Below are 26074 nucleotides of genomic sequence, written 5' to 3' on the forward strand. Positions count from 1 at the left end.
TCAAGAATGCCTCGGCATTCTTGCTGCGAGGTGCGCCGGAGGCTTATTTACTTAATCCTCATAATGTCCCCTGCAGGCAATCATCCCATGCCTCACTTGCGTTCAGCCTGCTGATCATCCGGCAAAGCAATCTTCTGCTTAACAGACACTTTCTCATCATAGCAGGTAAAGATCTGATCCACTTTCTGTTTGTTCAGCTTTGGTGTAAGCAGACTTACCACCGGCACAACGATCAGTCCGGCTACCATGGCAACAGCCCCTGCATTGATAGGGGATGCAATAAATTTAAAGAACATATTTGCAACTGTGATGCCTACCCCTGTGATAAAGCTTGTCCAGACAGCCAGCTTAGTGGTGCCTTTCCAGAAAAGCCCATACAAAAACGGTGCCAGAAATGCACCTGCCAGTGCTCCCCAGGAAATACCCATCAGCTGGGCAATAAATGTAGGCGGATCCAAAGCCAGGATCACAGAAACAGCAATAAAAAACACGATCAGGATACGCATAAGCAAAAGCTGCTTTTTCTCGCTTAAGTTTTTTGCAATATTTCCCTTGATAAAATCCAGTGTTAATGTGGAACTGGAAGTCAGCACAAGAGAAGACAGCGTAGACATAGATGCAGAAAGCACCAGGATCACCACAATACCAATCAGCACATCCGGCAGGGTAGATAGCATAGCCGGAATAATGGCATCATAAGCAACTGCACCTTCAGCCGTGTAGATCCCGGCTCCGTCAAAAAGTCTTCCAAAGCCTCCCAGAAAATAACAGCCGCCGGAAATGATCACTGCAAAAACAGTAGAAATCACTGTACCTGTCTGTACTGCTTTCTCGCTTTTGATGGTATAAAATTTATGTACCATCTGTGGAAGCCCCCAGGTTCCCAGAGAAGTAAGAAGGATCACGCCAAGAAGATTCAAAGGATCCGGTCCAAAAAAGGATGTAAAGGCTCCTGGCTGGCCAAGAGTAGCAGGCACATCACTGGACAGCTGGGACAGGCTTTTCACCGCATTCATAAATCCACCCTGTCCGGCCAGTACTGCCCCGATCACTGCAATGATCCCGAAGATCATAATGATTCCCTGGATAAAGTCATTGATGGCAGTGGCCATATATCCTCCAAGGATCACATAGATGCCGGTAAGGGTAGCCATAAGGATCACACACACAGAATAAGGAATGTCAAAAGCCATCCCGAACAGTCTGGACAGGCCATTATATAAAGATGCTGTGTATGGGATCAGGAAAATAAATACGATGGCAGAAGCAGCGATCCTAAGTGCATGACTGTCAAACCGCTTGCCGAAAAAGTCCGGCATGGTAGCTGCCTGCAGATGGTGGGTCATGATCCTTGTCCTTCGTCCAAGCACCACCCAGGCCAGAAGACTTCCAAGAAAAGCATTCCCAAGTCCGATCCAGGTAGATGCCAGTCCATATTTCCATCCGAACTGTCCAGCATATCCAACGAATACTACTGCTGAAAAATAAGAAGTACCATAAGCAAAGGCTGTGAGCCACGGTCCCACATTCCTTCCTCCAAGTACAAATCCTGTAACACTGGAAGCATGCTTCCTGGACATCACTCCTACTGCGATCATGATCCCGAAAAAGATCACCAACATGATCAGTTTTACAGCCATAAAAAAATCCTCCCTCATTTACCTGTTTGATGCTGCATTCTTGTTGCTGCACTTTTGTTATTTCATTTTTGTTGTTACATTTTTTATTGAACTTTTGTTATTTCATTTTGTTTTGTCGCGTTAAAGCGTTGCGCTTTTACTTGTTAAATTTCAAGTAGAAACAGTATACCATTGATCTCCTGGTTCCGTCAACTGTTTTTCTTCACTTTTTTGTGCATTTTATCTTGTTGAATCCATGATCCTGCCGATTCTTTTGTTGACATTTTGTGATAAATCGGATATGATTACTTCAATGAACCGACGCTTTAACGCGCGAATATTTTATAAAATGTTTTAAACAAAAAGGAGTTATTTGAAATGCCTATTACTGAGCTTCTGGAAAAGAATTGCCGTCTGTACGGAGATGAAGTCTGTCTTGTGGAGATCAACCCGGAACTGCCGGAGACCCGGCGGGTCACATGGAAAGAATTTGAACTGATCGAGCCGGAACGTGCCCCCTATTACAGACGTGAGATTACATGGAATATCTTCAACGAAAAAGCCAACCGCTTTGCCAACCTGCTTCTGGAACGTGGTGTCCAGAAAGGAGATAAAGTTGCCATCCTTCTGATGAATGGCCTGGAGTGGCTTCCTATCTATTTTGGTATCCTGAAAACAGGTGCACTGGCTGTTCCCCTGAATTACCGTTATTCTGCTGATGAGATCCAGTATTGCCTGGATCTGGCTGATGTGGATATCCTGGTATTCGGTCCGGAATTTATCGGCCGTGTAGAGGAAGTAGCTGATGAAATCGGGAAACACAGGCTTTTGTACTATGTGGGTGATAGCTGTCCTGGTTTTGCTGAGGATTATATTTCCCATACTGCCAACTGTTCCAGCCAGTCGCCCAAGATTGCTATTTCAGATGACGATTACGCTGCCATTTATTTTTCTTCCGGTACTACCGGATTTCCAAAAGCTATCCTGCACAGACACCGTGCTCTTTTGCATGCCGCCCAGACAGAACAGCACCATCATGGCCAGACACACCAGGATGTGTTCCTCTGCATTCCTCCCCTGTACCATACAGGAGCCAAGATGCACTGGTTCGGCAGTCTGCTTTCCGGCAGCAAGGCTGTGCTTTTAAAAGGTGCTAATCCTGAATTTATCCTGCAGGCGGTTTCCGAAGAAAAATGTACCATCGTATGGCTTCTGGTTCCCTGGGCACAGGATCTTCTTCTTGCCCTTGACCGTGGAGAATTAAAACTTGAAGATTACCAGCTGTCTCAGTGGAGACTGATGCACATTGGTGCCCAACCGGTTCCTCCAAGCCTGATCAAGCACTGGAAGGAATACTTTCCTCATCATCAATATGACACCAATTACGGACTTAGTGAATCCATCGGACCAGGCTGTGTCCACCTTGGAGTTGAGAATATCCACAAGGTTGGTGCCATCGGTGTGCCAGGCTATGGATGGGAGGCAAAGATCATTGATACACAGGGCAATACAGTCGCTCAGGGTGAGACCGGTGAGCTTGCTGTCAAAGGACCTGGCGTTATGGAGTGCTATTACAAGGATCCTAAAGCTACTGCAGAGGTGCTTCACGGAGACTGGTTATATACCGGAGACATGGCTATGGAGGATGAAGACGGCTTTATCTATCTGGTAGACCGTAAGAAAGATGTGATCATCAGCGGCGGTGAGAATCTGTATCCTGTACAGATCGAAGATTTCCTCCGCACAAATCCTGAGATCCTGGATGTTGCAGTGATCGGTCTTCCGGATAAGCGTCTGGGAGAGATCGCAGCTGCCATTATCCAGTTAAAGCCAGACAGTACCTGCACAGAAGAGGATATTAACCTGTTCTGCCGAAAGCTTCCAAGATACAAACGTCCTAGGAAGATCATCTTTGCAGATGTTCCACGGAATCCTACCGGCAAGATCGAGAAGCCGAAGCTTCGTGAGATTTATGGTGCCGCCCATCTGGTGGCTACCCAGAGTCAGGGATAATAAAAGGCTCCCCAAGTCCCTCAATAATTAAGGGATTTAGGGAGTCTTCTGCTTTGTTATATTACTTTATGATAGATTTCTTTTGGGACCCTGGCTTTCACATGGATCCCATTTTCAGTATATTCTTCTGACAAAAGCTGTCCGTTCTCACGGATCAGCTGTATTTTCCCGGCTTCCTGATATGGAAATACCCGTTCTACATAAAGCAGCTCCTCTGAGATCAGTTTTCCCAGCAGTTCCTGCAGTTCCTGCAGGCCTTCTCCTGTCTTTGCAGAGGTCTTAACTGTATAATCAGCCCGAAGATCGCGAACCGTCACGTCTCCGGCTACATCCTGTTTATTGAAAACAGTGATGGTCTTCTTGCCATCTGCCCCCAATTCCCTTAAGGTATCATAAACCACATGCATCTGCAGCTCAACCTGCGGATTGGAAACATCTGCCACATGAATAATATAATCTGCATACTTTGCTTCTTCCAAAGTACTTTTGAATGCCTCCACCAGATTGTGGGGAAGCTTACGGATAAAACCCACTGTATCTGTAAGAAGCAGCTGCTGCCCGTCTTCCAGGGTCAGTGACCTGGTGGTAGGATCCAGTGTGGCAAAAAGCTTATCCTGGGAAAGTACCTGGGATCCTGTCAATGCATTCAGAAGGGTAGACTTTCCTGCATTTGTATATCCTACAATAGCTGCAGTCTTCAGATTTCCCCGGCTTCTGCCTGTACGCAAAAGTTCCCGGTGGCGTTCCACCTGGGAAAGTTCTTCTTTCAGGGCAGTGATCCTTTTGCGGATCAGACGACGGTCTGTTTCCAGCTTTTTCTCTCCCGGGCCTCTTGTGCCAATACCGCCTCCCAGTCTGGATAAGGAAGCGCGAAGCCCCACCAGGCGGGCACTTCTGTACCGCAGTTGTGCCAGCTCTACCTGGATCTTACCTTCACTTGTGGTTGCATGCTTTGCAAAAATATCCAGGATCAGAAGCGTCCTGTCCATCACCTTGCATTCCAGTTCATGCTCAAGATTATTCATCTGTGCCGGGGACAGCTCATCATCACAGATAATGCCTGTGGCATCCACAGCCAGCATCAGAGAACGTACCTCTTCTATCTTTCCCTTTCCGATATACGTACCCGGATGAACAGCCTCACGGCTCTGGATGATCTTACCGGCGGCAATGGCTCCTGCTGTATCTGCCAGCTCTTCCAGTTCATCCAGGGACTGCTGTGTATCCTCATCCCCTACCTGTACACCAACCAGGATCACCCGTTCTTCAATCTCATTTATATATTCCATCTATGCTCCTGTCCTTGTTTTCAGAAAAGCCACTTCCTTCTGCCCATCTGCATCATCCGGATACATACCCACATAAGTCTGCGCCTTATCAAGGGCAGATGCAAAATCCAGTTTCTTTTCATAGGCGATCACTTCATTAAACAGAAGGCTTTGCAGATCGTCTGTATCTGAAACTGTGATCCCGCTGGATATATTCGTCAGTGCAGAATCATAATTACCCTCTGCAATATCGCACAAGGCAAGGCCATTGTAGCCTTTGGCCGGACTGTATCCATCTTTAGTGTCACCATCTCCCACAGAAGCTTCCACATAATTCTGGAACATGGTCCTTGCATTGGAAATATCATTCTGTGCCAGATAAACCATTCCCAGAAGAAGATCTGCTTCCTCTTCTCCGTCGTTTGCAGCCTGGGTCAGTTCCTGTCTGGCATTATCATAATCTTCCATGTAATAATAGATCCGGCCCTTATCACAATGACTTTCTGAATCCTTTGTTTCCTTTTTAAGGGCAGCTTCCAGATAAGTTGTACCGTCTGCTTCCATATCCTGATCAAGATAAATACCATAAATCCGGATTGCCCGGTCATAGGTAGGATCTGCATCAAAGGATTTTCCAAAATCAGAAGCTGCTTCCTCATAGGAGTCCAGCAGCAGGGCTGCATTACCGGCAAGAAACCAGGTATCTGCATCCATATCATGATCCTTGATCAGTGTCTGGCAGTCTGCCATTGCATCTTCATAGGATCCGGCTTTTATCTCTGCTGTCGCCTTATAAGCAAGGATATCCTTTGCAAGAGCCTTTCCTGTATCCTCACATGCAAGGGCACTGGCAAAATTCTGGATGGCATCCTGATAATCCCCAAGACGCAGGCTGGCAATCCCTGCTCCCCGGTAAGAAAGGGGCAGCTTTACTTTGTTCTTCACAGAAGTAAGATATCCTTCTCTGGCATATTCATAGCTTCCCTGTGCCAGGTCTTTATCTGCCTGTTCAAAAATTTTCTGATTGTCATCCCCGCAGCCTGCAAGAAGACTGATCCCCATACAGGCTGCCAGAATCGCTGCTGTTCTTTTTATTTTCATCTTATTCTACGATCAGCCCTTCAGCTTCTATCACCTTTACAACATCGTCTACATATTTGTGGCATGTTTCATCAGACTCAGCCTCCACCATAACACGGATCAAAGGCTCTGTACCGCTTTCACGGACAAGGATACGTCCGCCATCTCCCAACTCTTTTGCTGCCTTTTCAACAGCTTCTTTCACCTTTGGGTTCTCCCTTGCAGTCTGCTTGTCAGCCACACGTACATTTCTCAGCACCTGGGGATACACCTTCATCTCCTTTGCCAGATCGCAAAGAGTGGCTTTCTTTTCCACGCATGCCTCCATCAGCATCAGAGAGGTAAGGATACCATCTCCTGTAGCTGCATATCTGCTGAAAATAATATGTCCGGACTGCTCTCCTCCAATGCTGTAATTATTTTCCAGCATATTCTCTGCAACATATTTGTCACCTACAGCAGTCTGTTCATAGCCTATGCCTTCCCGGTCAAAAGCTTTGTAAAGGCCAAGATTGGACATAACCGTGGTCACAACCTTATTGCCATTCAGCTTTCCTTCTTCTTTCAGGTATTTACCGCATACATACATGATCTTATCACCATCGACCACATTTCCTCTGTGATCCACAGCGATACAGCGGTCTGCATCCCCATCATAAGCAAATCCGATATCCAGCCCTTTGTCTACCACAAATTTCTGTAAAACCTCAATATGGGTGGAACCACAGTTTGTATTAATGTTGGTGCCATCCGGTGTATTATTGATCACATAGGTCTTTGCCTGAAGAGCATCAAAAACACTTTTTGCAATGGCGGAAGAACTGCCGTTTGCACAATCCAGACCTACCCTTACATTCTTGAAATCACGGCTTGGGATAGAGATCAGATAACCGATATAGCGGTTACGTCCGGATGCAAAATCCACAGTACGTCCAATATCTGCACCGGTTGCCAGGGGAAGCTCCTCGATCTCTCCGTCCAGATATGCCTCGATTCTGGCTTCGATCTCTGCTTCGATCTTCTGCCCATTGCCGTTTAACAGCTTGATCCCATTATCATAAAAAGGGTTATGGCTGGCTGAAATCATAATACCACAGTCAAAATCCTCTGTACGTACTGCAAATGAAACACTGGGAGTAGTAGTCACATGAAGAAGATATGCATCTGCTCCTGAAGCTGTAAGTCCGGCTACCAGCGCATACTCAAACATATAACTACTTCGTCTGGTATCCTTGCCGATCACGATCTTTGCTTTGTGTTTCCGGCCATAATACCATCCTACGTAACGCCCAACCTTAAAAGCATTATCTACTGTCAGCTTAACATTTGCTTCTCCGCGAAAACCATCTGTTCCGAAATATTTTCCCATTGCTTAAGTCTCCTCTCAATACAGGCCGTTCGGATAAACGCCTGCTTCTGTCAGATCTTTGAATGCCTTCATAACCACTTCTTTGTCCTCCTGGTAGGTAACACCAAACCAGGTATCCCTGGATTCCAGTACATCTACCTGTACCTTACCTGCGTGAAGAAGTTCATCGATCAGCACCGGAAGAAGATATTCTTTTTTCAGCTCTCCCGGCTGCATATCTCCAAGGAATTCAATAAATCCTTTATGCAGGATCTCCATAAACTCAGGAGTCAGTCCCCACATATTCATAGACACAAGGGAGGACGTATCCAGCGGGGTAACATGGCCCTCTTCCCTGGATTCTGCTCCTGTCTCTGTTTTAAAAATGTTATGTGTTTCCGTTACACCGGTAAGCCTGCCATCCTCTACATGACATACTCCTCTGGTAACGCTTCCGTTATCACTTAAGGTATTGCCCAGCCTGAAGCCTGCCATACAGATATGGGTGGTCCCATCCTGCGGGTGCTCTGATACCAGATAATCATGTACCTTGATGTAGGCTTCTTTTCCGTAGTAATCATCTGCATTGATCACGGCGAAGGGCTCTGTAAGCACATCCTTTGCACATAAAACCGCCTGGCCTGTTCCCCATGGCTTTGTACGTCCCTCTGGTTTTTCAAATCCTTCCGGCAGATCGTCAAGCTCCTGGAACGCATAAGCCACTTCTGCGATCTTCTCTACTCTGGCACCGATGGTAGCCCGAAATTCTTCTTCCAGATCCCTGCGGATAATAAATACGATCTTGTTAAAGCCTGCCTCCAGTGCATCACGAATAGAGTAATCCATAATGATCTCACCTTTCGGTCCTACCGGGGCAAGCTGTTTGATCCCGTTGCCAAATCTGCTGCCAACACCAGCTGCCATAATTGCCAACGCTGTTTTCTTCATAATCAACCCTCCATGTAAATAAATATATCTGTTTCCGATTTCCTCATTGCCATTATAACAGAAAGCCAGCCTCTGTTCAGTTCTCTTCACTCATTTTGCTTAATTTAGCAGCCTGATCAGCCGCGATCAGACTGTCAATGATCTCATCCAGATCTCCTCCAAGGATACTGTCCAGACGATGAAGCGTAAGCTTGATCCTGTGATCTGTCACCCTTCCCTGTGGAAAATTGTAGGTACGGATCTTCTCAGATCTGTCTCCTGTACCGATCTGGCTTCTTCTGGCTTCAGCCTCTGCATCATGCTGCTTTGCCAGTTCCATCTCATACAACCGGGAACGCAGCACCTTTAAAGCCTTGTCTTTATTCTTCAGCTGGGACTTTTCATCCTGACAGGAAATCACGATTCCTGTAGGGATATGGGTAAGACGTACAGCAGAGTCCGTAGTATTGACACACTGGCCGCCATTACCGGATGCACGGAATACATCAAACTTACAGTCATTCAAATCCAGATGGAAATCGATCTCTTCTGCCTCCGGCATGATCGCCACTGTACAGGTAGAGGTGTGTATCCTGCCGCCAGATTCCGTTTCAGGCACACGCTGTACCCTGTGTACGCCGCTTTCATATTTCAGTCTGGAATAAGCCCCTGCACCATTGATCATAAAGGTAACTTCCTTAAAACCACCGATCCCGTTCTCATTCAGGCTCATCATTTCAGTTTTCCACCGTCTTGATTCTGCATATTTTACATACATACGGTAGATCTCAGAAGCAAAAAGTGCCGCCTCATCTCCGCCTGCTCCTGCACGGATCTCAACGATAACATTCTTATTATCATTAGGATCCTTGGGAAGCAACAGAATCTTCAGCTCATGCTCCAGTTCTTCGATCCTCTTCTTTGCCTCAGACAATTCATCTTTCAGCATTTCCCGCATATCCTCGTCCTTCTCCTCTTCCAGCATGGAAAGACTGTCCTGAACGGTTTCTTTATTTTTCTTATATTCTCTGTAAGCCTCAACGATAGGCTGTAGATCGCTCTGCTCTTTCATCAGCTTCTGGAAACGCTCCTGATTGGCTGTTACCTGTGGTTCTCCAAGCTCATTCAGGACCTCTTCAAATCGCAGAAGCAGATCATCCAATTTATCAAACATAGTGTCTCCTTACTCATATACCGTGTAAACAACAATTGCAGCTGTCCAATACATTCACAGTTACTTCCTGTCAAATAGTTACCAACAATTACCATTTTCCAAATACAACTCTGTCCAGACCGGACAGATCTTTCTTTCTCTGTACCTCAGAAAAACCGGCAGCCTCCATAAGCTCTGCCACATCCTTTCCCTGATCACAACCTATCTCAAAAAGGAGCCAACCTCCTTTTTTCAAATATATCCTTCCCTCTGTACAGATCTTTCTGTAAAAATACAGACCGTCTTCATGACCGTCAAGGGCAAGCCTAGGATCATGAGACTTTACTTCTTCCATAAGTGTGTCAATCTCTTTGGTAGGAATGTACGGTGGGTTGGAAATAAGGATGTCATACTGTCTGCCGTCCTTAAGCTCCTTTGCAGAGAACAGATCACTTTGTAAAAGCTCCGCCCGACCATCCAGCTCCAGCTGCCTTCTGTTCCTCCTTGCTACTTCAAGTGCCTCCAAAGACAGATCCACTCCTGTACCTGTGCTGTCCGGCTTTTCCAGAAGCAGACTGAATAAAATACATCCGGACCCGGTACACATATCAAGAATCTGCAGATCCTTCCGGCCTTGCATAGCTTCCAGTGCTGTCTCTACCAGCACCTCTGTATCCTGCCTGGGTACCAGCACATGCTGATCCACATAAAATTCATATCCCATGAAAAAAGCCTGATGAGTCAGATGCTGTAATGGAATATGGCTGCTTCTTTTGCGGATCAGTTCCTGATACCGGATTGCTTCCTTTGAATCTGCCATTTCATCTGAATGTGCAAAATACCAGGCTCTGTTTTTACCGGTCACGTATTCCAGAAGGAGCCAGGCATCCAGCCCGGCTTCTGTGATTCCGGATCCCCCCAGGATCTTTTTCCCATTTTTCAGTAATTCTTCAAAAGAACTCATGATTCTTTCTCTTCTGCCAAAGGTACATCCAGGCCAAACTCTTCTTTCAGATATGCTCTCCAGTCAAATACAGCTTCCACTGCCTTAATGGCAACCTCTGCCATATCTGCGGTAGGCTCCTTGGTTGTAAACTTCTGCATGGCCAGTCCCGGCTTGCTCATAATCTCTGCAAACTTGCTGTCTGTACGTCCTGCCCACTGGATGATCTCAAAGGAAACGCCTGCAACAATAGGCACCATCAGAAGACGTCCAAACAGGCGCATCCAGTAACCTGGTACCAGCACAAAAATAAAGTGCAGGAAAATACTTACCAGCATAACCAGAAACAAAAAGCTGGTGCCGCACCTTCTGTGCATTCTGGAGCTTTTCAGTACATTCTCTACTGTGAGAGGAAGCCCATGCTCCACACAGTTGATACATTTGTGTTCAGCTCCGTGATACATAAAGGTTCTCTGGATATCCTTCATCCTGGAGATCAGGAGCATATAGCCCATAAACAATGCCATCTTTACAAAAGCTTCTGCAATGGTTACAAGCACTTCCGATGCCCCTACCTTACGGATCAGGCTGGCAAGTGCATAAGGCAGAAGCATAAATGCAGCCACTGAAATCACCACAGATACCGCTACAGTTCCGTAAAGAAGCCAACGAAACTGCTTATCCTCTTTTACTTTCTTAGCTTCCAGTTCTTCTGCTGTCAGCTGCTGATTCTTCTTTGTCTCTTCCTCGTCTTCCTCATCTCCTGCAATCTCAGCTGAAAACATCAGGCACTTGGTACCTATCACCAGAGACTCCACAAAGCTGACAACTCCACGGATGATAGGTTTTTTCCAGATCTTCCCGTTACCGAAAATGCATTTGTAATCCTCAACCTTTAATTCGATTTCTTTATCCGGCCTGCGTACAGCGATGGAATACTTGTCCTTATGACGCATCATGATGCCTTCCATAACTGCCTGGCCGCCAATGTTGGATGATCTCATTATATTATTATATTCTCCCTGTAAATGTAAAATAAGAAGATGCCGGGGCAAAAAGCCCTGACAATAATCCCTGATAACAAAGAAAGGTTGAGATTTCCCAACCTCAACCTTCTCACTGTACCTTATTCTTCTAATTATTTGTTCAGGCCATATTTCTTATTGAACTTATCAATACGTCCGCGAGCCTGAGCAGCCTTCTGCTGGCCTGTGTAGAATGGATGGCATTTAGAACAGATTTCTACGTGGATATCTTTCTTAGTAGATCCTGTAACAAATGTATTTCCACAGTTGCAGGTTACTGTTGCCTGATAATAATTCGGATGGATTCCTTCTCTCATGATTTTCACCTCTCTGTATTCGTTCTATTTCCTTCTCGACTTCCACTGGTGGGAAATCGACAAATTCACTATTAAACAGCTTTTTGATTATATCATACTGAATCTGGAAATGCAAGTTATTTATAAAATTTTCTGTTTTTTAATGGTTTGGACAAATTCTGCATTTGTTTTCGTGCGTGCAAACATATTCAGAATCTGTTCTACTGCATCCTCGGACTTCATGCCGTTTAGGCCTTTACGCATAATATATACTGCTTCCTGTTCTTCACGGCTAAGCAGCAGATCCTCACGCCTTGTACCGGACTTCTGGATATCAATGGCCGGAAACACCCGCTTCTCCTGCAGCTTCCTGTCAAGAATCAGTTCCATATTACCGGTACCTTTAAATTCCTCATAAATCACATCATCCATCTTGCTGCCAGTATCCACAAGTGCCGTAGCAAGAATGGTCAGGCTGCCGCCTTCCCGCATGTTACGGGCAGCACCAAAGAACCGCTTCGGCATATGAAGTGCCGCAGGATCAAGACCGCCGGAAAGCGTCCTGCCGCTTGGCGGAATGATCAGATTGTAGGCACGGGCAAGTCTTGTAATAGAATCCAAAAGGATGGTTACATCTTTCTTATGTTCTACCAGACGTCTGGCACGCTCGATCACCATCTCGGATACCCTCTTATGATGCTCCGGAAGCTCATCAAAAGTAGAATAGATCACTTCCACGTTAGGTCCGTAGATAGCCTCCCGGATATCCGTTACCTCCTCTGGTCTCTCATCAATAAGAAGAATGATCAAATGCATGTCTTTATTATTTCTCAAAATGGACTTGGCTACGTCCTTCAGAAGTGTAGTTTTACCGGCTTTTGGAGGCGATACGATCATGCCTCTCTGGCCCTTGCCGATGGGACTGATCAGATCTACGATCCTCATGGCAACTGTGCCGCCTGGCCGTTCCAGGATGAGACGCTGATTAGGGAATATAGGCGTCATATCCTCAAAATTATATCTTTTGGGTCCTTCACTTGGATGTAATCCATTGAGGGATGTTACATAAAGAAGTGCGCTGAATTTTTCTCCCTGGGTCTTGATCCTTATGTTCCCCTGGATAATATCGCCTGTCTTCAGATTAAATCGGCGGATCTGGGATGGGGACACATAAATGTCATTATCTCCAGGCAGATAATTCTCACAGCGGATAAATCCATATCCATCCGGAAGGACTTCCAGGATCCCGTTAGCCTTCTCACCACTGTCCAGCTGAGCAGCTTCCCCTTTTCCCTCTGACTTTATTTCTGGTCTGCTCTCACTTCTGACCTCTTGCTTTGTCTCCGGTCTGCTCTCACTTCTGACCTCTTGTTTTGTCTCTGGTCTGCTCTCACTTCTGACCTCTTGCTTTGTCTCTGGTCTGCTCTCACTTCTGACCTCTGGCTTCGCCTCCGGTCTGCTCTCCTGCTTTACTTCTTCTCTTCCCTTGGGCGTATTTTCATTTTGAAGCGAGCTTTCTTTCTCATCTTCCTCTAACATCCGCTGGACCAGTTCCGGCTTCCGAAGTGCAGATACCCCTTTCAGGCCTCTTGCTTTTGCCAGTTCTTTTAGAGTTGCCAGCGACAACGATTCATATTTTTCTCTCATTACAATTCTTTACCTCTCAATAAAAAAATGGGGATGCGTCGTCAGAAGTGACATGGAATTTCTGATTAGGATATTCTACCACATTTTGCAATGTCTGTCCACCACTGTATTTGCAGGCTGCTACTTACTGTATTTTGGGGTAACTGTTTACAGGTAATATCACAGTAACAATTATACATTGAGTAGGTTTCTCTTTTCAATAAGATCTTATCGACATTTTTCGTTGAACGACAGGCTTTTTATTAATGAAAAAGCCGTAACTGTAAGGATACTGAGCAGTTACGAAAAGTCCTTATTTCTTGCGGACTGCAGCCGATTTCGTATATCGTCCGGCTACGATCCCATAAGGCTCTTTTACATAAGCCCTTACATAATAAGCATAGCTTTTTCCTTTTTTCACTGTATTGTCAAAGTACACTGAGCGCTTTCCGGAAGAAACTGTCCCGATTCGTTTCCATTTTCCCTTGCCTTCCCTGCGGTAAAGGAAATAACCGTCACACTTTGTCTGGGTCTTCCACCGGATCCGAAGTCCATATCTGGTATTTGTCACAGAAGAAACCTTCTGACGGGCGGCTGCAGACTTATATTTTCCAGAAGATTTATAACCGCTGGTCACATTCTTTCCATTGATCTTTCGATATGCACGAACAGCATATTCATAAACCGTTGTGGCCGAAATCTTTTTATCCTTATAGGAAAGTACAGAAGATCCTTTTAAAGTAGCGATCCGTTTCCATTTTCCTTTGGACACTTTCCGATATACAACATAGCCCTGAGCTCCATAGCTTTTTGTCCAGCTAACTTTATTATACATGCTACCGGATACTTTTACAGAAACCATTGGTACTGCCAGTGCTGCCTTTGCAGACTTTTCCCTGGAAAAGCTGCTGTACAGCTTCCCACTGCTTACACTCGTATAGGCCCGTACCTTATAGGTGTAGGTGACTCCATACCGTGCACTTCCATCTTTGTAGCTGGTAGTTCCATAGGAGGTATTACCCAGCTTCTGGTAGGATCCGCCTTTTGCCTTCCGATAAATCTCATATCCGGAAACACCACTTACTGCTGACCAGGAAAGATTGATCTGCTTATAGGAAGCAGAAGCAGCTGTAAGGAATCCAGGTGCAGCTATTGTTACAGGACCGGATAGGGTGCGTGTATGAGCTTTGATTCTCAGGCACATGCCATCTTCATACAGATCAGACCATCCGTCTTTACTGTTGTAGGCAAAGCTTTGTTCTATAGCAAGACCCGGCTGAAATCTTACCCAGCTGTAATTGCCTTCTGTTTCACATAAGAAATCAATACTGCTGCTTCCAAGATTAGTGATCACAACAGAATACATGGAACCCTGGGTCAGTGTAACCTCCGGAACCTTCACTGTAGAAATCCCTGCATAGGTCTGATAGAACTGTACAGGTGTGCTGTATGCCGGAATACCGCTGGTAGGATCCGCCGGATTAGTCAGGTTGGTATATACCTGTATACCAAAAAGCCCTGCATCACTGTGGGTGGCAAGCACCACCTCCCCCAGAACTTCTCCGTTTCCATTTCCTGCGGTTGCAGTAAATACATTGGCAGCCATGGTAGCTCCTGAAGATGCGGTCTGCTTTTTCAAAGACAGACTGCTTAAGGCACTGGATCCGTCATAAAAATAATTATTGGTATAAGCCGGTGCAACCGTTGCCCCTTCTGCCACAATATTATAATTGGATTTATTGTCATAAGAGATATAAAAATATCCCCCGTCTCCCCATTCACTTCCCCAGCTGTTCTTGGCGATCCAGGCGCCGTTCCTTGTCACCTTGGAAGCAGCAGGAAAATTATTTTTATCAAAGGAATCATCCCATCCAACCAGTGTTACTGCATGATTGGCACCGGATCCCTCATAGGGATAACCATACGTATAGTTTATAGCATCATAATAGGATCCATCCAGCCAAAGGGACATCCCTACTGCCCCATACTGATAGATCAGTTCCTTGATCTTTCCTACATCATATCCGGAAAATACTGCATCCGTCAGATATGCAGATGTCTGGTACGCCAGTGAAGTGGACGGCTTGGTATCGTACTGTTCCGTATGCGTTGCATCTGTAGGGTAAGGTGCCTGGGATTCCAGACCCATTCCTGACCATGTAGACAGAAAAAGGGAAGCAAGGACTTGATTTCCTCCCTCCCGGTAGCTTCCGGAAACAATATTTTTATCGTTCGCTGTATTTCCCAGCGGATCATTCAGCCTGTTTGCAAAAAAATAGGCAAGATGCTCTTCTGACAGATCATAAAGTCCCTGTCCTTTCATAAGAAGAGAAGTCTCCATACCTGCCGCAGTGGTAAATGCCCAGCACATGCCGTAAGGCTTCTGATTCTTCACCTGTGAGGTATATGCCCCTCTGGTATCATACCGTGAAGGCAGACTGCTTCCATAAGAACGGCTTCTCCCCGAAATCCCTGAGGAAGTGGAAAACGGATCCTCCACTACCAGAATAGGAGAAAGCTCCTCCATGGGTGCCTTTTGGGCTGCGATCTCTTCTTCGGTAAGAGCCTGGCTGTCCTCATCTGTCACTTCTCCGGAAGAAAAAAGATCCTCAGACTGCTCTTTAGCTGACTGAAATTCGCCGACTTCATTCTCTGCTTCTTCTGCTTCATCCTCAAAAACATCCTGAACCTGGTCTGTATCTTCTTCTGCAGGTACATCCTGAACCTGCTCTTCCTCCTCTGAAAAAGCCTGGGCTTCCTCTTCTGAAAAAACCTGCGCTTCCACGCCTGTATATAATGTATCTTCTGATTCTGAAAAAAGCTCCTCACCTGACACAGGGGCACTTCCCAGAAGCAAAACCCCGGAAAGTGTCAGGCTAAGAAGCTGTTTCCAAATATTCTTTTTTCTCATTTCATCTCCTTTACGCAAGATAGTCCTTAAGAAAACGGATCAGCTGCTCCATCTCTTCTCTGGTACCAATGGTGATCCTGAGATAGTTGTCAATCCTTGGTTTTGCAAAATATCTTACATAAATATGCTTTGCCCGCAGTGCTTCAAAAATCTGTTTTGCAGGACAGGTTTTATGAGAGGCAAAAATAAAGTTGGCTTTTGAATCCTGGAATGTAAATCCAAGTACTGTTAATTCTTTTTGCGTCCATTCCCTTGTATCCATGATCTTCTGACAGGTGTCTTCAAAATAATCCCGATCCCCAATAGCCGCTACACCTGCTGCCAGAGAAGTACGGTTCATGGTATAGGAATTAAAAGAATATTTTACATCGTTCAGATATTTGATCAGCACCGGATTGCCGCATGCAAAGCCAATACGCATACCTGCCATAGATCTTGACTTGGAAAAGGTCTGTACAACCAGAAGGTTGTCATATTTGCTGATCAGAGGCAATGCGGAATGTGCTCCGAAATCAATATATGCTTCATCTACGATCACAACGGATCCCGGATTGGCCTTCAGGATCTCTTCTATATCCTGAAGCGGAAGCTCTACACCAGTAGGTGCATTGGGATTGGGGAAAATGATTCCGCCATTTTCTTTGAAATAATCTTCTTTCTTAATATGGAAGCTGTCATCCAAAGCAGGTCTTTCATATGGGATCCTGAAAAGCTCTGCCCACACATCATAAAAGGAATATGTAATATCAGGGAAAAGGACAGGCTTTTCTCCGTTAAAAAAGGTAAGAAAGCTCATAGCCAGCACATCATCTGAGCCAACGCCTACAAAAACCTGATCTTCTTTCAAGCCATAATAATCTGCAATGGCTTTTACCAAAGCTCCTGCGCTTGGATCCGGATACAGCCGCAGATCCCCTGCATCCATTTCTTTAAGCACCTGCTGTACCTTTGGTGCAGGAGGATAAGGATTTTCGTTTGTATTTAATTTGATCATATCCGGCTGATTGGGTTGCTCCCCAGGTGTATATGGCACAACCTTCCGGATATTTCTTTCCCAGTTTGTCATCTGTCAACGTCCTTTCTTTATGCATGCCTGTTTATAACTGCTATTATTGGGTATTGTACCCATTAATCAGTTCTTTGTCAAACCGGGAACACAGGTTTTTGAAGGCAGGTAACTTCCAAAATCAGCTTTATCCTTTGATAGCGCCGCTCATCAGTCCGTTTTCAATTTTCTCCTGGAAGAAGATATAAGCAATGATTACTGGTATGGTGGTCAGACAGATTCCTGCCATGCTTGCACTGTAATCCGTACTGTATTCTCCAAAAAAGGCCAAAAGTCCCATGGAAATGGTTCCTTTATTCTTATCAGATACAAAGATCAGTGGGAATAGCAGGTTATTCCATACCTGGATAAAATTAAAAATGGAAACACTGATAATACCAGGCATAGATAACGGAATAATCATTCCAAAAAACACCTGTCCGATACCTGCCCCATCAATCACCATAGCCTCTTCCAATTCTGTAGGAATACTGTTCATAAATCCGGTAAGGATCAGGATGGTCATAGGAAAACAAAAAGCCGAGTATAAAAGAATCAAAACAGGATAATTATTCATTATTCCCAGCTTTCCAAAGATATAAGAAAGCGGAATCAACACAGCCTGGATCGGGATCATCATCCCTGCGATAAACAACAGATACCACTTAGATTTTCCTTTGAAAGTAAATTTTGCAAGAATATAGGAAGCCATAGCACCAAACAGACCGGACACCAGTAGTGTACCTGCTGCCAGAATCAGCGTATTCAAAAAGTATCTGCCGATATTTCCAATATTCCATGCAGTTGCATAATTTTCAATTCGCAGTTTCTTGGGAAGGGATGTAAAGGAAGAGAAAATCTCCAGATTTCCCTTAAAAGAACAGAAAATTGAAAATACCATAGGATATACATTCACCAGAGCAACCAGCACAAATAAGATAAATCCTGCATAAAATCCTGCGGAACGCTTTTTTTCTCTTTTCATGAACAAGTCCCTCCTTTAGTATTCAATGCTTTCCCGTCTGTTCATCAGCTTCAGACTGGCAATGGATACAAATGCGCTTAAAACAAAGATAACAGTTGCAATTGCACTTCCTGTTCCGTAATGTCCATACCGATAAGCCTCATTATACATCAGAAGTGCGGGTACAATAGTAGAATTGCCGGTTCCGCCGGTAGGTGTCAAAATATATACTGTATCAAAGATTTTCAGTACACCGGTAATGACCATGATGGTTGACATCTTCAGTGGTTCCCACAGCATAGGGATATACAGATATCGGATCTTTTTCCATCCTGTTGCCCCATCCAGACTTCCTGCTTCAAGCACGGAATCCGGAATAGAAGTGAGCCCCGCCAGACATATGATCATATAATATCCAACACTGGTCCAGGTACTTACAATAATCAGACAGATCAAAGATGTCTTAGGATCTACCAACCACTGATGTACCAGACCATCCAGCCCCAGCTTAATCAGAAAGCTGTTCAAAATACCTTTTTCTGTTGGAAAATAAATAAAGTTCCACAAAAGTGCTACTGCTGTGACAGACAAGATCATTGGAATAAAAAATGCTGCCTTAAAAAATCTCTGCCACTTTTTAAAGTGATGGATCAAAAGACCCAGTCCAAACCCGATTGGTACCTGAAGTACTACACTGATCACCATATAAATCAGTACATTTTTCAATGACTGCAGAAAAACGCCATTAGAAAACAATTTTTTGTAATTGTTCAGTCCTACAAATTTCAGTGGGATTGCCTGGATTCCCGGCCAGTCATTAAAGGAAAAATAAATGGACATGATCACAGGAATCACTTCAAAACAAAGATAGATCAGTACTGCAGGAAGCAGAAAAATAAAAATGATTTTTTTATTTTTTCTTATTTTTTCCACAAAATTCTCTCCCTTCACCTGTTTTTGGGTAAAAAGAAGAGAGGCCGCAGCCCCTCCTCTTTCTTTTTGTTATTGCGGACGGTTTGCATCAATGTCTGCCTGAATTGTTGCCGCTGTATCTTCTGCTGTATCAGAAAGCATCATATTCAGGATTCCATTTCTGGATGTATCCACTAATGTAGAGCATGTATCATAATCAAAATATTCACCCACAGAATCAGAAATTGTGCCTGTATACTCTACCATATCCTTAAAGATCTGAGGTGCATCTTCCGGTGCGTCAATATCTTTATACGGAGCCACGCGCATAGCCGCATTCATACGTTCCTGAATTGCATCCTTTGTAGTCATGTATTTTACCAGCTTCAGCGTTGCTTCTTTTTCTTCGTCACTCATAGTCCCTGAAATCATCCAGCCAGAAGTATAAACTACATGAGTATCTTTAAATTCTTCCTTGTCTGTAAAATATGGGAATGGGAAGAAGGAAATATCATCCAGAATCTCAGACTCAGTGTTCAGCATTTCCGGAATGATAGGGCTGCTGTGGGAGATCATTGCCACTTCGCCGGTAAGGAACTGATTCATCTGTGTATTGTAATCCATTCCTTCAAATCCCTCTGCAAAAGCACCTTTCTCTTTCAGATCTTTTGTGATCTGCAGACATTCTACAACGTCCTCATCTGTCCATTTCTTCTCACCTGTACCAAGCTGGATAATGCCTTCTCTGCCGATACGTTTTGCAAGGATGTTATTGAAAATGTGTCCCATAACCCATGTATTTTTGCCACCTACACCAAATGGAGTAATTCCTGCTGCTACCAGCTTGTCAATGGCGTCATAAAGATCATCCATGGTCTGTGGAGTTTCTGTAATACCAGCTTTTTCAAAAAGGGCCTTGTTATAGAAAATAGCGTCTACATTCAATTCATTTGGTAAAGCATAAATTCCATCTGCCCCATATGCGCTCAGATCATAGGTGTCCAATGCTCCATCCAGGAAAGAGTCCTTCCATTCCTGATCTGCATCCAGGGAATCTGTAAGATCCAAAAGAACACCATTCTGCGCCCACTCTGTCAGACCTGCGATTGCCGGATAATAGAAAATGCTTGGTGTCTCACCGGTAGATAAAGCAACCTTCAGTTTGTTATTGTACGCTGCTTCCTCATAGACAGAATCGTTCTGAACCTCAATGTCCGGATTCTCTTCCATAAAGCGGGCAATCTGATCTTCATATACCTTTGCAATTGGTGTATCTCCGCTATCACGGCTCATAAATACTACCTTGGTCTTGTCTCCGTCTGCCAGTGCAGGTACTGCACTTCCCAGTGTCATTGCAGCTGCCAGTGCTACGCTTAACATTGCTTTCCCTTTTCTCATGTTGTAAAATCCTCCTTTTTTATTACATTATTTTTTATAGCTTATTGCTGCCATAAAGTGTCCGTTTACTTTATCAATCTCAAAAAATACTCGGTTTTCTTTCTGAACAAATGGTATCTCTTTCTGATCAGGTACGGAATAGACCTTTTCCACCTTATCCACAGTTTCCACTTCCACCTTCAGGTTCTCCAGTGGAATCACATCTTCCACAATTTCCAGATTCTTACATTTTTTAACAGGTACATAATGAAGAACATGTAAAATATCACGGTTTTCTTTTTCCTGACGCAGCAGATTTACCTGTGTAGTAAATGGCCCATTGTGAGAAACCATTGGCTTTGGAAGAAGCCTTTTCAGTTCATTTGCTATCAGCTTTTTATACCAGGCAGGTGCCCAATTCTGATAGGTAGTAAATACCGGATGGATAAAATATGCCGTCTGTTTTGTTTCCACGATTCCCGGATATTCCTCTTTCCGTCCGGATGGTGAATGAAGATGTGAGCAAAAATGTTCATATGTCCGGTTAAATACCGGTGGGATCACCTTCTGTACAAATTCAGTCTCTCCGGACACTTCTACCAAAGTTCCCTTGTCATACATTACATGCTCTGCATCTGCAAGTCCTGCAGCCAAATGCTCCTTTGGCCAGATAAAATCCGGACTGTATGGAGCTTCTCCTTTATATGCAACCATCAGCTGGTGAAGACCAAATTCTTTTCCATCTGTGCGAAGTCCTGAATGATAAGAAGCAAGTATTTTACCGCCTTTTTCCAGGTATGAAGTCAGTTTTTCTTCCAGCTTTTCATCCACAGGAATCACATCTGGCAGGATCAGAAGCCTGTATTTATCAAAATCAAGAGTGCTGTCAATAAAATCAAACTGATATCCCAGTTCTGTAAGAATCCTTGCTGTTCCTTCAGAAGCTCCTACAATCTGTCCGGCTACACCGGTTGCATAAAACTCCTCAGCTGTAAATACACCGATCTCTGAAAGCGGAACTGCTTCCTTACACCAGGGCTCTTTTGCCTCTACAGAAGCGTAAACCCGTCCAATCTGCCGGTACATATCTTTGTTTAATTTTCCCCAGTAATCCATCTGATCTCCGATGGTACATTTACACCCCTGGGCCAGCATGGAAAAAACCTCATACTCCATAGCTGCTTCATTGCGGAATGCGTGGAAATCGCCCCATTCAGTATGGAAACGGCTGGTAAGTCCCAGACATTCCTTTCCAAAATTTCTCATATATTTTGCAGATACAGGGAAATCCATATATCCCCATTCAACACCTGGCAGTGACTCAAAAGAGAAATAAGAATAGTCATCAATTACCGGTTTATCCAGATAGCCTACATGACCTTTGTTATAGCATACGTGGAAAGAAGCGTTATAAGATTTTGCAAATGCAGTCAGATCACGAACCATATCGTAATAAGTCCATCTTGCAAATTCCTGACGATCTTCTTTTACTGCAGGATTCAGACCCTGTTCCCTCATCAGCTTCTGGCATGTAGGACAGCAACATTCATTCATAAACGCTGCATCATACCAAACACCATCTCCTGGGATTGTTTCCAACACTTCTCCGAACTGCTCTTTCAGAAAATCCCGGTAAGGTGTATTCACACAAAGATTTTTATAAAAGCCTGCTTCAAAATATCCTTTTCCCTTGTAATCCTGAAGTGCTCCATTTTCGTCAATGCAAATCCATTCCGGATGCTCATCAGCCACTCTTTTATTCCATCGGATAGTTGTGTACAGATTTACCTGGATTCCTCGCTTCCGGCAAGCCTGTGCCTGTTCACGAAGAAGATCCTTATGTACCAGTCCCGGATGAATCATTTCCGGAAATTTTTTGGAATTGTAATAGAGATTTCCATGATGTCCACATGAGAATAAAGTGATAGAATTCACATGAGCATCTTCCAGTGTCTGTGCAAATTCTTCTGCATCAAATTCCCCACATACCCCCTGGATTTTCTCACTTGTATGAAAATCCAGATGAATCTGTCGAAATGGGATTTCTTTTTCTTTCATGGATGTTCCTCCTCATTAAGTTCTCATTTCTTATGTTTCTTGAGTTTGTATCTCTCAACTTCTGAACATATCTTATCATCTGGATTTTTCAATGTGAATGTAGATTTTTTGGTCAGACAGGAAATTATTTGGATTCCTCAAAATATTTTGAGGGTGTTATCCCATACTGATTTTTAAAGCTCTTACTGAAATAATAAACGTCTCCATATCCAACTTCCTCAGAAATCTGAAGAAGAGTTTTGTCCGGATACTTCCGGATCATTTTTCTTGCCTCTTCCAGCCGAACGGAAGTAATATATTTGCTTAATGAACAGCCCTGTTCCTTTTTAAAAATATTGCTGAGATAGCTGGCATTTACTCCAATGGCATCTGCTACTAAATTCAGACTCATATCAAATCTGAAAAAATTTTGATCAACAAACTCTTTTGCATCTGATACCTTTTTTCTGGTTGCAGGCACTTTATGGCTTTCCAAAAGAATGCGTCCTCTTTCCAGGATCATCCAAAGGATGTCCCGTATTTCCTCTGTACTGCCGTAATCCTGTAATTTTGCCAAGGCTCGCTGATCCACCTCTACCTGGGTTCCCACATCGATTCCCACTTCTGCCAAATACAGAGAAAAATGTACCAGTATATCCATCGCCACATAATAGGCTGCCTGTTGGGTCACATTTTCCTGTTTCATCCGGTCAAAACATGCTTCCACACAGTCCATATATTCCTGATATGATCGTTTTTTCAAAAGACTGTTAATTGTTTCTGATTCATATGAAATTATTCCCAGAAACGTGGTCATGTCCATTGGTTCAAAAATATGAATTCTTTTTTGCTGTCTTCCCTTTCTTCCTGCTGAATAAGCCTCCTGATAAGCCTCTTTTAATTCTGTAAAAGCAGTTCTGGGCTGACTCGCTCCGCCCCAGAATACAGCACTCTGGTTCATTTCCTCCTGCAGATAGCCCCCCAGAAGCTGTACCTGATATTCCATTTGGTTCTCCCCATATAATAAAAATACTGCATCCTGCTGGTTGATCTCCAAGCACTCATACTCTGGGAAATAATCCTGCATCATATCCCCGATTTCTTCCAGCTGTTTTTCTTTTCCCTCTTTATCCCGAAAGCGTAGAAGGAGGACCACATAACACACTGGTTTCCGAATTCCCAGGATCTGACGAATCCTTTCTTCTTTTTCCATGCCTCCGATGCCGGACAGACATTCCAGCAGATACTGTTCTTTTTGATGCTGGTTGATCTCCTCTCGCATTTTCTGAAAAGAATTATTCTGATGGTGTATCTTTTCCAGCTTTTCCTTACACTTGATCAGTTCCTCTGTCAGTTCCTCCGGATTTACCGGTTTCAACACAAAACTTGCAGCTCCCAAGGACAACGCCTGTTTTGCATATTCAAATTCCCCATAAGCAGTAAGAATAATCACCTGAGTATCCGGCAACACCTGTTTTACTTTTTCCGAAACCTGAATTCCGTTGATGTAGGGGATATTAATATCCATAATCAGAATATCCGGTTTCTCTTCTAGTATTTTATCCAGTGCCTCCTCACCATCCTCTGCTTCCCCGGCAATCTCCAGTCCAAGTTTCTCCCAATTCACTGTCTTTTTTACCAGCTGTCTCTGTAAAAATTCATCATCTACAATAAAAACCTTCATTTCTCATTCCTCCCTGACGGAATACAAATTGTGGTACAAGTTCCTGCTCCTTCATGACTTTCTATATGCAGCCCATATTCCTTGCCAAAATAAATCTGGATTCTTTGTTGTATATTATACAGCCCGTAAGAATACCTTTTTCCACCGCTGTCGCCCAAAAGCAGCTTGTCTATTTTATCTTCAGGGATTCCAGCTCCATTATCCGATACCTGAAGATATACCAGACAACCTTCCTTCCATCCCCGAATCCTGATCAGTCCTTTTTTTCGCATGGCTTTTACTCCATGGTAAATGGAATTTTCCACCAGCGGCTGCAGCGTCAGCTTAACGATCCATTCCCTGTAGATTTCAGGATCAATTTGGATCTCATAATCAATTTTATCACCGTAACGTACTTTCTGAATCTGAATATAATTTTCAATATTGGTGATCTCCTGCTCCACAGGAATCAGGGTTTTACCATCACTTAAAGAAGTGCGGTAAAACATTCCAATAGCATGGATCATGGTAAACGCCTCATCCGTGCAATTCATTTTGATTAGGGATGACACGCTGCTTAATGTGTTATAAAGAAAATGTGGATTGATCTGTGCCTGCAGAGCAGCAAGTTCTGACTTTCGTTTTTCCTTTTGTTCTTTGTAAACCTGCTCCACCAGCCTCTGAATCTGTTCTGTCATTTTATTAAATTCTTCTGACAGCATACCGATCTCATCCTGATACCATACAGGTGCATGAACCGACAGATCCCCTTTTCCAAACCTCTCCATTGTCTGTGAAAGCTTTGTCAGCGGCTTTGTCACGCTATGAGCCAAACGGAAACTTACATATCCACTGATCAGTACCGCACAACCCCCCACTACATACAAAATACGGACGATATTTTTCCCCTGTTTGGTTAGTTCATCCACAGGAGTGATCCCTATCATCATCCAGTCCAGCTTTGGAATCATATCTGTGGTCACTAGGCATCTTTGCCCATCCACCTGAAACACTTTCCCACCTTGCGGCTCTGTCAGTGCCCACTGAAAGTATGACTCTTTTTCGATCATTTTTTTGCTGTCTTCATTATTCTCGATCTTTACATTTCCTTTCTGATCTGTGATCAGATAGCTTCCTGTTTCTCCATATTTTACATGAGTAAAATTACTGATCAACAGTGGAGAGCGGTATTCCGCTATAATATAGCCTTTAATCTTTCCTGTAGCATAATCCCGAAAATAACGGAGAAAAGCAATGCCCGTTTCCTGATATCCTGGTACATTCAACTCATACAGATCCAACCATCTATTTTTTCCCTGTTTTTCCTTAATAATGTCAAAAAACTGACGATACACTGATGCTTTCGACCGAATCCTGTTGGAATTGACCATATCTCCTTGTTCATCAAATACAGAAATGCTGCTGTACTGATCTTCCGGATAAAGAGCATCCAGGTAATCCAGCCTCTGTTCCACTTGTAACTTCTGACGAAGTCTTTTAGCTTCATCTGACTCTTCCTCCAGAAGCCACTCCTGCACAGACTTATCTGTAAGCAAAACCTTAGTGATTCTTTCTCCATCCTCCAAAATCTTCTGGCTGCTCTTTGATGCAACGTCAAATTTCTGTCTGTACCCTTCACCTGTGATCTCCAGCACGGATTTTTCAAAGAAAAACTGCACAACAACTGTCAGTACAAAGATGGAGAGCACGATAATCATAATACTGGTAAATGAAATTTTTTTTGCCAGTGACAGACTATGGTATTTATCTTTGATTTTCTTCAGCATATCCTCTGTCCCCTCATTTCTTTTGTATTCGACTTTTCTGGTATCATCATATACACAAAAAGTTGGTTTCTTCAACTGTT

19 protein-coding genes are annotated in these 26074 nt (G+C 44.0%); 1 reads left to right on the plus strand and 18 read right to left on the minus strand.

Annotated elements, in window-relative coordinates:
• Positions 1 to 92: 92 nt before the first annotated feature.
• Positions 93 to 1640, minus strand: coding sequence for a sodium/solute symporter (locus AB5916_RS10375; RefSeq protein WP_368190692.1), 1548 nt, complete (start codon positions 1638 to 1640; stop codon positions 93 to 95).
• Between the two features lie 357 nt (positions 1641 to 1997).
• Between AB5916_RS10375 and AB5916_RS10380 the strand changes: the two genes are divergently transcribed.
• Positions 1998 to 3632, plus strand: a complete 1635-nt coding sequence (locus AB5916_RS10380) for a class I adenylate-forming enzyme family protein (protein WP_158421813.1) — start codon at positions 1998 to 2000, stop codon at positions 3630 to 3632.
• A gap of 56 nt (positions 3633 to 3688) precedes the next feature.
• Here AB5916_RS10380 and hflX read toward each other — a convergent pair whose 3' ends face one another.
• The 17 genes from hflX to AB5916_RS10465 all read right to left on the minus strand — a co-directional run bounded on the left by hflX (position 3689) and on the right by AB5916_RS10465 (position 26069).
• Entirely contained in the window at positions 3689 to 4921 is a 1233-nt protein-coding gene (gene hflX, locus AB5916_RS10385) for a GTPase HflX (RefSeq protein ID WP_368190693.1), read from the minus strand.
• The gene (locus AB5916_RS10390) at positions 4922 to 6001 is read right to left on the minus strand and encodes a tetratricopeptide repeat protein (protein ID WP_368190695.1); all 1080 of its coding nucleotides are present in this window, start codon (positions 5999 to 6001) and stop codon (positions 4922 to 4924) included. It lies immediately after the preceding gene.
• Position 6002: 1 nt separating this feature from the next.
• Positions 6003 to 7349, minus strand: a complete 1347-nt coding sequence (gene glmM / locus AB5916_RS10395; protein ID WP_368190696.1) for a phosphoglucosamine mutase — start codon at positions 7347 to 7349, stop codon at positions 6003 to 6005.
• A 15-nt stretch (positions 7350 to 7364) separates the two neighbouring features.
• On the minus strand, positions 7365 to 8276 hold the full coding sequence (locus tag AB5916_RS10400; protein WP_368190697.1) for an NDP-sugar synthase: 912 nt from the start codon (positions 8274 to 8276) through the stop codon (positions 7365 to 7367).
• Between the two features lie 76 nt (positions 8277 to 8352).
• Positions 8353 to 9429 (minus strand): peptide chain release factor 1, encoded by a 1077-nt coding sequence (prfA, locus tag AB5916_RS10405; protein WP_158421817.1) that lies wholly within the window; start codon positions 9427 to 9429, stop codon positions 8353 to 8355.
• Positions 9430 to 9517: 88 nt separating this feature from the next.
• Positions 9518 to 10372 carry a peptide chain release factor N(5)-glutamine methyltransferase gene (gene prmC, locus AB5916_RS10410; protein WP_368190698.1) on the minus strand — a complete coding sequence of 285 codons (855 nt, stop codon included), beginning with the start codon at positions 10370 to 10372 and terminating at the stop codon, positions 9518 to 9520.
• Complete coding sequence (locus AB5916_RS10415; protein ID WP_368190700.1) at positions 10369 to 11355, minus strand: DUF1385 domain-containing protein; 987 nt, start codon at positions 11353 to 11355, stop codon at positions 10369 to 10371. Before AB5916_RS10415 ends, prmC begins: the two co-directional genes overlap by 4 nt.
• A 134-nt stretch (positions 11356 to 11489) precedes the next feature.
• The gene (rpmE, locus tag AB5916_RS10420; RefSeq protein ID WP_015541906.1) at positions 11490 to 11693 is read right to left on the minus strand and encodes a 50S ribosomal protein L31; all 204 of its coding nucleotides are present in this window, start codon (positions 11691 to 11693) and stop codon (positions 11490 to 11492) included.
• Positions 11694 to 11813: 120 nt separating this feature from the next.
• On the minus strand, positions 11814 to 13319 hold the full coding sequence (gene rho / locus AB5916_RS10425; protein ID WP_368190702.1) for a transcription termination factor Rho: 1506 nt from the start codon (positions 13317 to 13319) through the stop codon (positions 11814 to 11816).
• A gap of 292 nt (positions 13320 to 13611) precedes the next feature.
• Positions 13612 to 16209: a C1 family peptidase gene (locus AB5916_RS10430; RefSeq protein ID WP_368190703.1), complete on the minus strand. Its 2598-nt coding sequence runs from the start codon at positions 16207 to 16209 to the stop codon at positions 13612 to 13614.
• A gap of 10 nt (positions 16210 to 16219) precedes the next feature.
• Positions 16220 to 17275, minus strand: coding sequence for a histidinol-phosphate transaminase (hisC, locus tag AB5916_RS10435; RefSeq protein ID WP_158422595.1), 1056 nt, complete (start codon positions 17273 to 17275; stop codon positions 16220 to 16222).
• A 127-nt stretch (positions 17276 to 17402) separates the two neighbouring features.
• Positions 17403 to 18239 (minus strand): carbohydrate ABC transporter permease, encoded by an 837-nt coding sequence (locus tag AB5916_RS10440; protein WP_158422594.1) that lies wholly within the window; start codon positions 18237 to 18239, stop codon positions 17403 to 17405.
• 15 nt (positions 18240 to 18254) lie between these two features.
• Entirely contained in the window at positions 18255 to 19151 is an 897-nt protein-coding gene (locus tag AB5916_RS10445) for a carbohydrate ABC transporter permease (protein WP_158422593.1), read from the minus strand.
• Positions 19152 to 19220: 69 nt separating this feature from the next.
• Complete coding sequence (locus tag AB5916_RS10450) at positions 19221 to 20528, minus strand: ABC transporter substrate-binding protein (protein ID WP_158422592.1); 1308 nt, start codon at positions 20526 to 20528, stop codon at positions 19221 to 19223.
• Between the two features lie 27 nt (positions 20529 to 20555).
• Positions 20556 to 22565, minus strand: coding sequence for an alpha-amylase family protein (locus AB5916_RS10455; RefSeq protein WP_158422591.1), 2010 nt, complete (start codon positions 22563 to 22565; stop codon positions 20556 to 20558).
• Between the two features lie 124 nt (positions 22566 to 22689).
• Positions 22690 to 24228 carry a response regulator gene (locus tag AB5916_RS10460; protein ID WP_368190706.1) on the minus strand — a complete coding sequence of 513 codons (1539 nt, stop codon included), beginning with the start codon at positions 24226 to 24228 and terminating at the stop codon, positions 22690 to 22692.
• Positions 24225 to 26069, minus strand: coding sequence for a sensor histidine kinase (locus tag AB5916_RS10465; protein WP_368190708.1), 1845 nt, complete (start codon positions 26067 to 26069; stop codon positions 24225 to 24227). The genes AB5916_RS10460 and AB5916_RS10465 overlap by 4 nt, the downstream gene beginning before the upstream one ends.
• Positions 26070 to 26074: the final 5 nt, after the last annotated feature.

Source organism: Blautia sp. 1033sp1_1033st1_G9_1033SCRN_220408 (assembly GCF_040929965.1).
GTDB lineage: Bacteria > Bacillota > Clostridia > Lachnospirales > Lachnospiraceae > Blautia_A > Blautia_A ammoniilytica.